Source organism: Bradyrhizobium manausense (assembly GCF_018129685.1).
GTDB lineage: Bacteria > Pseudomonadota > Alphaproteobacteria > Rhizobiales > Xanthobacteraceae > Bradyrhizobium > Bradyrhizobium manausense_D.
The window spans coordinates 307,935-318,770 of the sequence record NZ_JAFCLG010000008.1 but is presented as its reverse complement, the minus strand read 5'-3'; the positions used below and the strand labels follow the sequence as shown (position 1 = coordinate 318,770).

The 10,836-nt window shown below is 64.3% G+C and carries 9 protein-coding genes and 1 tRNA gene; 8 read left to right on the top strand and 2 right to left on the bottom strand.

The window, feature by feature from the left end; translation table 11 throughout:
* On the top strand, positions 1-726 hold a 726-nt coding region (locus JQ621_RS21260; RefSeq protein ID WP_249125424.1), incomplete at its 5' end, for a methyl-accepting chemotaxis protein.
* A 146-nt stretch (positions 727-872) separates the two neighbouring features.
* Positions 873-2,906, top strand: a complete 2,034-nt coding sequence (locus JQ621_RS21255) for a methyl-accepting chemotaxis protein (RefSeq protein WP_212236614.1) — start codon at positions 873-875, stop codon at positions 2,904-2,906.
* Here the strand turns inward: JQ621_RS21255 and JQ621_RS21250 are convergent, their stop codons facing one another.
* Entirely contained in the window at positions 2,907-3,275 is a 369-nt protein-coding gene (locus JQ621_RS21250; RefSeq protein WP_212236613.1) for a DUF3175 domain-containing protein, read from the bottom strand.
* A gap of 129 nt (positions 3,276-3,404) precedes the next feature.
* On the opposite strand from JQ621_RS21250, the gene JQ621_RS21245 reads away from it, so the two are divergent.
* The 3 genes from JQ621_RS21245 to JQ621_RS21235 all read left to right on the top strand — a co-directional run bounded on the left by JQ621_RS21245 (position 3,405) and on the right by JQ621_RS21235 (position 7,407).
* Positions 3,405-4,892: an MFS transporter gene (locus tag JQ621_RS21245; RefSeq protein ID WP_212236612.1), complete on the top strand. Its 1,488-nt coding sequence runs from the start codon at positions 3,405-3,407 to the stop codon at positions 4,890-4,892.
* 3 nt (positions 4,893-4,895) lie between these two features.
* A complete protein-coding gene (gene otsB / locus JQ621_RS21240) occupies positions 4,896-5,717 on the top strand; it encodes a trehalose-phosphatase (protein ID WP_212236611.1) in 822 nt (273 codons plus the stop codon).
* 226 nt (positions 5,718-5,943) lie between these two features.
* Complete coding sequence (locus JQ621_RS21235) at positions 5,944-7,407, top strand: trehalose-6-phosphate synthase (protein WP_212236610.1); 1,464 nt, start codon at positions 5,944-5,946, stop codon at positions 7,405-7,407.
* An 18-nt stretch (positions 7,408-7,425) separates the two neighbouring features.
* Here the strand turns inward: JQ621_RS21235 and JQ621_RS21230 are convergent, their stop codons facing one another.
* Positions 7,426-7,767: a hypothetical protein gene (locus tag JQ621_RS21230; RefSeq protein ID WP_212236609.1), complete on the bottom strand. Its 342-nt coding sequence runs from the start codon at positions 7,765-7,767 to the stop codon at positions 7,426-7,428.
* A 196-nt stretch (positions 7,768-7,963) separates the two neighbouring features.
* Here JQ621_RS21230 and JQ621_RS21225 point away from each other — a divergent pair.
* The 3 genes from JQ621_RS21225 (at position 7,964) to JQ621_RS21215 (ending at position 10,835) form a co-directional block, all read left to right on the top strand.
* A tRNA-Ser gene (locus JQ621_RS21225) sits at positions 7,964-8,053 on the top strand.
* Between the two features lie 230 nt (positions 8,054-8,283).
* Complete coding sequence (locus JQ621_RS21220) at positions 8,284-9,837, top strand: amidase (protein ID WP_212236608.1); 1,554 nt, start codon at positions 8,284-8,286, stop codon at positions 9,835-9,837.
* Between the two features lie 47 nt (positions 9,838-9,884).
* The gene (locus JQ621_RS21215) at positions 9,885-10,835 is read left to right on the top strand and encodes a glutathione S-transferase family protein (RefSeq protein ID WP_249125422.1); all 951 of its coding nucleotides are present in this window, start codon (positions 9,885-9,887) and stop codon (positions 10,833-10,835) included.
* Position 10,836 lies beyond the last annotated feature (1 nt).

Genomic DNA, 10,836 nt, shown 5'->3' with positions numbered 1-10,836 from the left:
GAGACCACGCAGACCCTGTCGAGCCAGGTCGCCGGCGTCTCCGAGCAGGCCTCCAGCAACATGCAGTCGGTCGCAACCGCGACGGAAGAGCTGTCAGCCTCGGTCGAGGAGATCGGCCGCCAGGTCCGCGATTCCAGCCGTATCGCCGAGGCCGCCGTGGTGCAGGCCAAGGAAACCGATGGCCGCATCGGCAAGCTCTCGCACGCGGCCCAGCAGATCGGCGAGGTGGTCAAGCTGATCACCGCGATCGCCGAGCAGACCAATCTTCTCGCGCTCAACGCCACCATCGAGGCGGCGCGCGCCGGCGAGGCCGGTCGCGGCTTTGCGGTGGTCGCGAGCGAAGTGAAGTCCTTGGCGAGCCAGACCGCGAAAGCGACCGACGAGATTTCGTCGCACATCGCCGGCATGCAGGGCGCAACCGCCGAGTCGGTTGCCGCGATCAAGGAAATCGGCGCGACCATCGGCAAGATCTCGTCGATCTCGACCTCGATCGCCAGCGCCGTCGAGCAGCAGGGCGCGGCGACGCAGGAAATCGCGCGCAGCGTCCAGAACGTCGCCCAGGGCACCCAGACTGCCGCGACCGACATCGGGCAGGTCAACCGCGGTGCCGCTGAAACCGGGTCGGCGTCGGAAGAGGTGCTGAACTCGGCGAAGACATTGTCGAGCGAAAGCACGCGGCTGCGCGCCGAACTCGACCGCTTCATGGCGAATATCCGGGCGGCGTAGCGCCGGGCCCCCGCGTCACCTCACCGCAAGTTGCACCGCAGCAAATTTACCGCGGCTTATCCTTTGCCATTTAGCCTGTATGCGAGTCGGGGAGCGGGCTGCTGCCCGGCTGCGCCTGGTTTTCGGTGCATGGAATGGGGTGGGGGATGTCCGTCAAGTCGAAGCCGAGCTCATCGAAGCTGTTCACCTTGCGTTTTCGCGCAAAGATCATCCTCGGCTTCGTGGCGGTGCTCGCCATCCTCGCCGTCAGCATGGCTTTTGCCTATTTCGGCTTCGAACGAATCGCTGGCGCCGTTGCCTCCTATCGGACCAGCGTGGCCGAAGCAGACCTGGCGCGAACCATCGATCGCGAATTGATCAGCTATCAGGGACTGACCAGGGCCTACACGCTGACTGGCGCGGCGGACGACGAGACCGCTGCCAAGGCGGCCGAAGAGAGTCTGAAGGCGGCAATCGACAAGTCGATGTCCGCCACGACGGCTGCAGCGCGCCGCGAGCAGGTCGGCAAGCTCGAGACCGAATTCCAGCGCTTCGCGAAGGTTTTCGGCGAGATCATCACGGTGACCCGCGAGAACAACAAGATCGCAGCCGACGAGCTCAACAGCGTCGGCAACAAGATCCGTTTCAAGTTCGACGATCTTGCCGATACTGCGGCGCTGGCCGGCCTGAGCTCGGTCCAAACCACGGCCAAGGACATCACCTCGCAATATCTCGCGGTCTCCACGTCGGTCAGTGCCTTCATCGCCAAGCCGGAGCCGAAGACCGCCGATGGCGTCGTCGCCCGCATCAAGTTCCTGGAGACGCTGCTGGTCTCGATCTACGCCAACGACCAGAAGATCACCGACCGCGTCACCGAAATCGGCAATCTGCTGAAGCAATATCGCGCCTCCTTCGCCAAGCTGTCCGAGAATGTGAAGGTCATCGCCAAGTCCAACGCCGAGATGACCAGGACGGCGGCGTCCATCCTCAAGCTCTCGGGCGAATTGCGGTCGGACCTGTCGGCGGATCAGCAACGCATCGAGGCGGGCGCCAATACGACGATCGGGGAAACCGAGCATCTGATGTTGATGCTGGCGCTGGGTGGTCTTGCCATCGGCGCCGTGCTGGCGCTGATGCTCGGCAACGGCATCTCGCGGCCGATGATCGCGATGTGCAAGGCGATGCGCGAACTCGCCTCGGGCAATTTCGATGTCGTGCTGCCCGGCCTCGGCCGCAAGGACGAGATCGGCGAGATGGCCAGCGCCGTCGAGGAGTTCAAGGTTCAGGCCGTTGCCAAGGCGGAGCGCGATGCCGCCGCCAGCGAAGCCCAGAACAGGGAGCAGGCCGCTAGCCGCCGCGGCGAGCTGATCCGCTTCGCCGATGATTTCGAGAGTGCTGTCGGCGCCATCGTCTCCAATGTCTCGGCCTCCGCCGTGCAGCTCGAATCGTCGGCCTCCACGCTGAGCCGCACCGCCGAGACCACGCAGACCCTGTCGAGCCAGGTCGCCGGCGTCTCCGAGCAGGCCTCCAGCAACATGCAGTCGGTCGCAACCGCGACGGAGGAGCTCTCGGCCTCGGTCGAGGAGATTGGCCGCCAGGTCCGCGATTCCAGCCGTATCGCCGAGGCCGCCGTGGTGCAGGCCAAGGAGACCGATGGCCGCATCGGCAAGCTCTCGCACGCGGCCCAGCAGATCGGCGAGGTGGTCAAGCTGATCACCGCGATCGCCGAGCAGACCAATCTTCTCGCGCTCAACGCCACCATCGAGGCGGCGCGCGCCGGCGAGGCCGGTCGCGGCTTTGCGGTGGTCGCGAGCGAAGTGAAGTCCTTGGCGAGCCAGACCGCGAAAGCGACCGACGAGATTTCGTCGCACATCGCCGGCATGCAGGGCGCAACCGCCGAGTCGGTCGCCGCGATCAAGGAAATCGGCGCGACCATCGGCAAGATCTCGTCGATCTCGACCTCGATCGCCAGCGCCGTCGAGCAGCAGGGCGCGGCGACGCAGGAAATCGCGCGCAGCGTTCAGAACGTCGCCCAGGGCACCCAGACCGCCGCGACCGACATCGGGCAGGTCAATCGCGGCGCTGCCGAAACCGGGTCAGCGTCGGAAGAGGTGCTGAACTCGGCGAAGACGCTGTCGAGCGAAAGCACGCGGCTGCGCGCTGAACTCGATCGCTTCATGGCGAACATCCGGGCGGCGTGATCATTCGCGCCCGAACACCCGCTTGAGTTCCACCTTTGCCTTCTCCAGCCGCGCGCGCTGCGTCTTCGACAAGGTCTTGCCGGCGCGGTTGATGTAGAACGTCAGCATCGACAGCGCGGAGCGATAGGCGCCGGTCCTGCGGCGCGAACTGCGCTCGGCGGAGCGTTTCAGCGACGTTGCGATCCGCTTCGGACTCGTGAGCGTGAAAACGCCGCGCTCGAGGTCGAGCGCGTCGCTTTCCTTCGTCACGCGCTGCGACCAGCGCTTTGGGGCACCCCTTGTTCTTTTGTGAGCGGTGCTGCGCCGCGCGCTGGTCTTCTTGCGCGCTGCTGGTTTGCGCGAATGTGTCGTCTTTCTGACATGAGCCATGGATCAACTCCTTGCGGCTCCAGCAGAAACGGCCGGTCTTCGCTGCCGTTCCTAAGGGAACCGGCCGTTGCCGCGGACGTTGTCGCAGGTGGCAGCCGGAATGCCGCACCCCCAAGATCCAGCAATGTTATGAAATTGCAGAAGAGTGCAGCGCTGAATGATGGACCTGCAGTCTCGACGGCGGCCGCGACCGACCGCGTCGTCGAGACCAGCATTCCCGCGCGGCTCGACGCATTGCCCTGGAGCGGCTTCCACACCCGCGTGGTGCTGGCGCTTGGGATCACCTGGATTCTCGATGGGCTCGAAGTGACGCTCGCCGGCGCGCTATCGGGCGCGCTGAAGCAGAGCCCGACGCTGCACTTCTCCAATCTCGATCTCGGCGTCGCCAATTCGGCCTACCTCGCCGGTGCCGTGCTCGGCGCGCTCGGCTTCGGTTGGCTGACCGACCGCATTGGCCGCAAAAAGCTGTTCTTCATCACGCTCGCGCTTTACCTTTCCGCCACGGCCGCGACCGCGCTGTCGTGGGACATTGCGAGCTACGCGCTGTTTCGCTTTTTGACCGGGGCCGGGATCGGCGGCGAATACACCGCGATCAACTCGACCATCCAGGAACTGGTGCCCGCGCGCTATCGCGGCTGGACTGATTTGGTCATCAACGGCAGTTTCTGGATCGGCGCGGCGATGGGCGCCGCCGCGGCCATTGTCCTGCTTGATCCCGCGGTGATCGGCCCCGATCTCGGCTGGCGTCTGGCCTACCTCATTGGAGCGAGCATCGGCCTCGTCGTGCTTTTGATGCGGATGTGGATCCCGGAAAGCCCGCGCTGGCTGATGATCCATGGCCGCCCCGATCAGGCGCACGCGATCGTCGACGACATCGAGCGTTCGGTGATTGGGCACGATCATGACGCGAGCGATGGACGCTTTCCCAGGATGCGCCTGAAGATGCGCGACCACACGCCGATCAGCGAAGTCGTGCACACGCTGTTCTTCACCTATCGCCAGCGCGCGCTGGTCGGCTTCGTGCTGATGGTCGCGCAAGCCTTCTTCTACAATGCGATCTTCTTCACCTTCGCACTGGTGCTGACCGACTTCTACGGCATCAGGGCTGACCACGTCGGCTGGTACCTGCTGCCCTTCGCGGCCGGTAACTTCCTTGGACCCCTGCTGCTCGGCCGCCTGTTCGATACGCTCGGCCGCCGCACCATGATCATGTTCACCTATGGCATTTCCGGTCTGCTGCTGGTGCTGTCTGGCTACCTGTTCTCGATCGGCGCGCTGAGCGCGCAGGGACAGACAATCGCCTGGATGGTGATCTTCTTCTTTGCCTCGCCGGCCGCGAGCGCGGCCTATCTCACCGTGAGCGAGACTTTCCCGCTCGAGGTCCGCGCGCTGGCGATCGCGGTGTTCTACGCGGTGGGCACCGGCATCGGCGGCGTTGCCGGACCCGCGCTGTTCGGCGCGCTGATCGATACCGGATCACGCAACAGCGTGTTCGCCGGCTATTTGCTGGGAGCGTTCCTGATGATCGCCGCTGCGATCGTGGCGTGGCGCTGCGCCATCCCCGCGGAGCGCAAATCGCTCGAACAAATCGCGCGGCCGCTGGCTGCCATGGAGTAGACTATGACACCGGAAATCGCCGAACTGGATCAGAAACGTTCCATGCCAGATGAAGAAGCGCCCGATACCGTTCCCGTGCCGCGTGCACTCGTGCCGCATCTCGGCGAGACCGCAATCCTGCTCGACATCGACGGTACGCTGCTTGACCTGATGCCGACGCCGCGCGAGGTGTGGGTGCCGCCGGGCCTCTCGGACACGCTGAACAAGCTGACCGAGCGCACCTCGGGCGCGCTGGCGATGGTGAGCGGCCGTTCGCTCAACGACATCGATCTGATCTTCGCGCCTGACGTGTTTCGCGCCGTCGCCGGCCACGGTGCGGAGATGCGGCTGTCGGTGGGTGCTGAACTCGACGGCGTGCAGGCTCCGCCGATGGACAAGGAGCTGAAGCGGCGGCTGGCAGCGATCGCAAAGCTCAGCCCCGGCATCCTGCTCGAGGACAAGGGCTATTCGCTGGCGCTGCATTATCGCCTCGCGCCCCATGCCGAGAAGGCGATCTATGAAGCCGTCGCGCTGATCCGCGCCGATCTACCCACTGCGCCGATCGAGGTGCTGCCCGGCAAGTTCGTCTGCGAGATCAAGCATTCCGGTTTCACCAAGGCAACCGGCGTGCGCGAACTGATGAAACACGAGCCATTCAAGGGGCGTCGTCCGATCTTCATTGGCGATGACGTCACCGACGAGACCGTGTTCGCGATCATGCCCGAGATGAACGGCCTCTCTTTCTCGGTTGGACGCCGCGCTATCGGTGTCAACGGTCATTTCGATGCACCAAAGGACGTGCGCGCGTTCCTCGCGCATCTGCTTGACGACACAAGGTTGGAATAAGGCAATGTCACCGCGGAGCCACATTGTCACGCGCACACAGGTCGCTTGCGTACGCTGGTCATGCTGCACAAAATCGATCTTTCCGAACGAAATCGCCGGGTTCCCTCGAAGGAAACTGGTTCCAACGCGCATGCCTGACTTTGGTTTCATTTGGTGGAAATGATGACAGGAACCATATTGATGAACGGCAGTTAAATGAGCCGGACTGAACAGGAGGGGACGACCTGTGAACTTAGTCGTCGTTTCGAATCGAGTTGCGCGCGGTAAACCCAACGAGCCCATGACGGGCGGCCTCGCTGCGGCCTTGCTTCCCGTGGTGGAGCATTCGGGCGCCATCTGGGTGGGTTCCTCCGGTCGCGTGCGTGACGGCCACCAGAAGGAGCCGTTCGCCGAGATCGAAGCGCTGGGTTCTGGTGCAATTGCGACGCTGGACCTGCCGGCGGCGCATTACGGCGGTTACTATGAGGGTTTTGCCAACTCGGCGCTGTGGCCGGCGCTGCATTCGCGCAGCGATCTGATCCGCGTCTGCCGCGACGATTATGTCAGCTATCGCGAGGTCAACGCCTTCATGGCGCGCGCCTTGATGCGATTTCGCAAGCCCGAGACTGCGTTCTGGGTGCAGGATTACCATTTCCTTGCGCTCGGCGCGGAGCTGCGCGATCTCGGCGTCGATGATCCCATCGGCTTCTTCCTGCACACGCCCTGGCCGGTCTCTGCCGTGATGCAGGGCGTGCCCAATCATCGCGAACTGATCACGGCGATGCTGGCCTATGATCTGCTTGGATTCCAGACTGAGGATGATTGCCAGAATTTCCTCTCTTATGCGGGCGGGGAGCTTGGCCTCGTCGTCGAGGACGGCGTCGTGCTGTCACAGCACGGGCGCACACGCTGCCAGGTGTTTCCGATCGGTATCGACGCGGAGAAGTTCGCGGCCTATGCCGCGAAGTCGGCCTCGCATCCCGACGTGTCGCGCCTGCGCCGCAGCCTCAACGGCGAACGGCTCGCGATCGGTGTCGATCGCCTCGACTATTCCAAGGGACTGATCAACCGCATCAGCGCGTTCGACCGGCTCTGGACCGAGCAGCCACAGTTTGCACGCAGTATTTCGCTGCTTCAGATCGCCAACCCGTCGCGCGGCGCGATCGAAGCCTATGGCAATCTTCAGAACGAGGTTGCGCGCCTCGTGAGCGATGTCAACGGCCGCCACGGCGAGGTTGACTGGACGCCGATCCGCTATCTCAACAAGGGCTTCAGCCAGGCTGTGCTCGCAGGGCTCTATCGCACCGCGCAGATCGGCGTGGTGACGCCGCTGCATGACGGCATGAACCTGGTCGCCAAGGAGTATGTCGCAGCCCAAAACCCGGCCGATCCCGGCGTGCTGGTTCTGTCGAAATTCGCCGGCGCCGCGAACGAGCTCGAAACCGCGTTGCTGGTCAATCCCCACGACATCGACGGCATGGCCCGCGCGATCGCGATCGCGGCTGCAATGCCGCTCACCGAGCGGAAGATGCGGTGGGAGGCGATGATGAAGACATTACGCGGCCACAGCATCCAGCAATGGTCCTCTGATTTCGTCGCCGCGCTGGAGAAGTGCCGCACCGAGAAGGTTGCGGCGGCCCCGCTCGCGGCGCAACCGCCGCAGGCGCTGCGTTGGCTGAAGTCGGCGATCTCAGGTGTGCGGTTGATCTGATCCGCGGGCAACGCCGCTTCAATAGCAATACAACACACCATCCAGGATCGCGCATTGGCGCTTGTTCGGCGCATTCGGGTCATCCATCGGCACTATGCCCTTGCCCTGGCCGACGAATACGCCGGGTCCGACATGCACCGAGCTCTTGTTGCCGATGATCACGCTCTGATGCGGCGTCGAGCTGGAGCGCGTGCCGTCCGGCCATAGAATGGTGTCGCCCGAAAGCACCCCGCGCCGTCCGTCGTCGCAGGTCACATCGACGCCCTGCCTGTTGCAGGCCTGCGCATTGGCGGACGTCGTAATACCGGCGCCAAGGGCCGAAATCAGGCCGAGCACGGCGATGGTTTTGCGGATCGTCATGGGCGCCCCTGTCGTGTTTGGCGGTTTCAAGTGAATCGTCGCGACAAACCCGCGCCTGGTTCAGCCAAAGGAGGGTTCCGGGCGGCCGCGCTGAGCGAGATATTGTCTTTTAAATTCAATATGTTGCGGAAAATTCGCCCGATTGTCCCGCGATCTCTTGCAAAATCACCGGCGCCCCTTCAAGAGAGGGCGCTCCGGAGAGATGGCCGAGTGGCTTAAGGCGCACGCTTGGAAAGCGTGTGTGCGGGAAACCGTACCGTGGGTTCGAATCCCACTCTCTCCGCCACCGCTCAAAAATCTGTCCGCTATCAATCTCACCAATTTCCACTCCCCATCCCCCGCGCGCTTCGGCGCCGGGTCGCTCACCCGCACATGCTCCGCCGGAAATCGATGAAGACGCGGATGCGTGCTGGGAGTCGCATTGGCGTCGCCGCCATGCGCCATGCAGAGAAACGCCGCTGTACAGGCCTCAACGCCGTCCGTAACCTCCGCGGGGGAAGTTTCAGGAGATACGACGTGGCGAAGAAGACGGTGACCAAGAAGAAAAGTGCTTCAAAAAAAGGGACGAAGAACTCAGCCGAGACGGCCGTCCGCAAGGCGGCTGCAGCGAAGCCGGTCAAGACGACAGTCAAGAAGTCCAGAGCGCGTCGGCCCAAAGGGCCGGTCTGGCAATGGTCGGCGGTGGACACCGCCGCTGCGATCCGTTCCGGCGCAATCTCGGCGGTGGAGACCGTCGAGGCACATCTGGAGCGCATGCACGCCGTCAATCCCAGGCTGAATGCGGTGGTGGTCGATCTTGGCGCGGACGCCTTGAAGGCCGCGCATTCAGCCGACAAGCAGCGCGCCAAGGGCGGCGAGCTCGGGCTCCTGCACGGTGTGCCCGTCACCGTCAAGGAGAACGTCGACTACGAGGGCAGGCCGAATTTCAACGGCGTTCCCGCCAACAAGCACCTCGTTGCGCCCTCGGATTCCCCTGTTGTCCGCAACCTCAAGAAGGCCGGCGCGATCATCATCGGACTTACCAACACGCCCGAATTCTCCTTCCGCGGTTTTACCGACAATCCGCTGCACGGCCTGACGCTCAATCCCTGGAATCCCGACATCACTTGCGGGGGCTCATCGGGCGGCGCGGGTTCGGCGGTCGCTGCCGGCATCGGCACCATCGCGCATGGCAACGACATCGGCGGCTCGCTGCGCTGGCCCGCGCATTGCAACGGCGTTGCGACCATCAAGCCGACGCAGGGGCGCATTCCAGCCTTCAACGCAAGCGCGACCGCGGAGCGGCCGATGCTGGCGCATCTGATGTCGGCGCAGGGGCCGCTCGCCCGCCACGTGGGCGATGTTCGTCTGGCGCTGCAAGTGATGAGCCAGCGCGATCCGCGCGATCCCTGGTGGGTGCCGGCGCCGCTGACCGGGCCGAAGCCGAAGGGGCCGATCAAGGTCGCGCTGGCAAAAATCCCCGGTGACATGAAGGTCGATCCGGCGGTCAGCGCGGCGCTCCGCCAGGCCGCCGATCATCTGGAGCGTTACGGCTATCGCGTCAGCGAGGTCGAGGTGCCCGACATCAACGGCGTCTGGCAGACCTGGTGCGACATCATCACCAACGAGACGGTGGTGATGCAGGAGGCCGCCATGCTGAAGGTGACGACCGAAGACTTCCACAAGGCGTGGGGTGGCATGAAGGCCAAGGCCAACGTGCTCGATCTCAAGGCCTGGATGCAGGCGACGGCTGCCCGCAACGGCCACATCCGGGCCTGGCAATTGTTCTTCGAGGCGTATCCGGTGGTGCTGGCGCCGACCACGGTGCAGCCGACCCCAGGCCCGCGCGACGACACCGTCAGCGCCAAGCGTGTGCAGGAGATCTTCTGGGGCGAGATCCGCTTCATCTCGGCGATCAATGTGCTGGGCCTGCCCGGCGCCGTCGTGCCGGTTGCCGTGCACGATGGCCAGCCGATCGGCGTGCAGCTCATCGCGGGCCGTTACCGCGAGGATCTCGCGCTCGATGCTGCCGCTGCGATCGAGAAACGCGCGGGCGTGCTGGCCCACCGGCTCTGGGAGACGATGGAGTAGGGTGATACGACTGGTTCTCCCTCCGATGTGTGCGAGGGAGAAACCAAATGCTGGAGGGACGGATCATGCCGATCGATCACGCGATCATTCTGCATCATTTCGACGAGTCGCCGTTCTCCGAGAAAATCCGTCTGATCTTCGGCCTGAAGCAGATCGCCTGGACGTCGGTGCGCATCTCCAGGATCATGCCGCGTCCGGATCTGATGCCGCTCACCGGCGGTTACAGGCGTACGCCGGTGATGCAGATCGGCGCGGACGTCTATTGCGACACCCAGTGCATCATGCGCGAGCTCGAACGCCGCTTTCCCGCGCCGACCCTGTTTCCCGACGGAGGCGAGGGGCTCGCCTGGGCGAGCGCGATGTGGACCGACAGATCCTTCTTCCAGAATACGGTGAACCTCATCTTCGGCTCGCTTGCCGACAAGGTACCGCAAAGCTTCATCGAAGATCGCGAGAAGCTGCGCGGCGCGAAATTCGACGTTGCGGCGATGACGGCGACGATCCCGCAGATGCGCGATCAATATCGCGCCCATGTCGGCTGGATCGAGACCCAGCTTGCTGGCGGTGGCCAATGGCTCTGCGGCGCGGCGCCAAGCCTCGTCGACATCAACGCTTACATGAACATCTGGTACGTTCGCTCCAGCCTGCCGGTCGCCGACCAGTTGCTCGCCGAGTTTCCCAAGGTGCGCGCCTGGGAAGAGCGGGTCCGCGCGATCGGACATGGCGCACGGACCGAGATGTCGACCGCGGAGGCGCTCCGGATCGGCCAGGCCGCGACGCCGCAGACAAGCGAGGCGAACGATCCGCGCGATCCCAACGGCCGCAAGGTGGGCGACCTCGTCGACGTCAGGCCCGACGATTATGGCAGGATCGCCGTGCGCGGGCGGATCGTCGCGCTGTCGGGCCAGGGCATCGCCATCCGTCGTCACGACGATGTCGCGGGTGACATCGTCGTTCACTTTCCGCGCGCGGGGTTTCTGGTGACGCCTGCGCCGTAGT

Excerpts from the sequence above, each read along its gene's own strand:
- otsB (WP_212236611.1), top strand. The coding sequence starts at position 4,896 with ATGACACCGGAAATCGCCGAACTGGATCAGAAACGTTCCATGCCAGAT.
- JQ621_RS21230 (WP_212236609.1), bottom strand. The coding sequence starts at position 7,767 with ATGACGATCCGCAAAACCATCGCCGTGCTCGGCCTGATTTCGGCCCTT.
- JQ621_RS21250 (WP_212236613.1), bottom strand. The coding sequence starts at position 3,275 with ATGGCTCATGTCAGAAAGACGACACATTCGCGCAAACCAGCAGCGCGC.
- JQ621_RS21245 (WP_212236612.1), top strand. The coding sequence starts at position 3,405 with ATGAAATTGCAGAAGAGTGCAGCGCTGAATGATGGACCTGCAGTCTCG.
- JQ621_RS21255 (WP_212236614.1), top strand. The coding sequence starts at position 873 with ATGTCCGTCAAGTCGAAGCCGAGCTCATCGAAGCTGTTCACCTTGCGT.
- JQ621_RS21215 (WP_249125422.1), top strand. The coding sequence starts at position 9,885 with ATGCTGGAGGGACGGATCATGCCGATCGATCACGCGATCATTCTGCAT.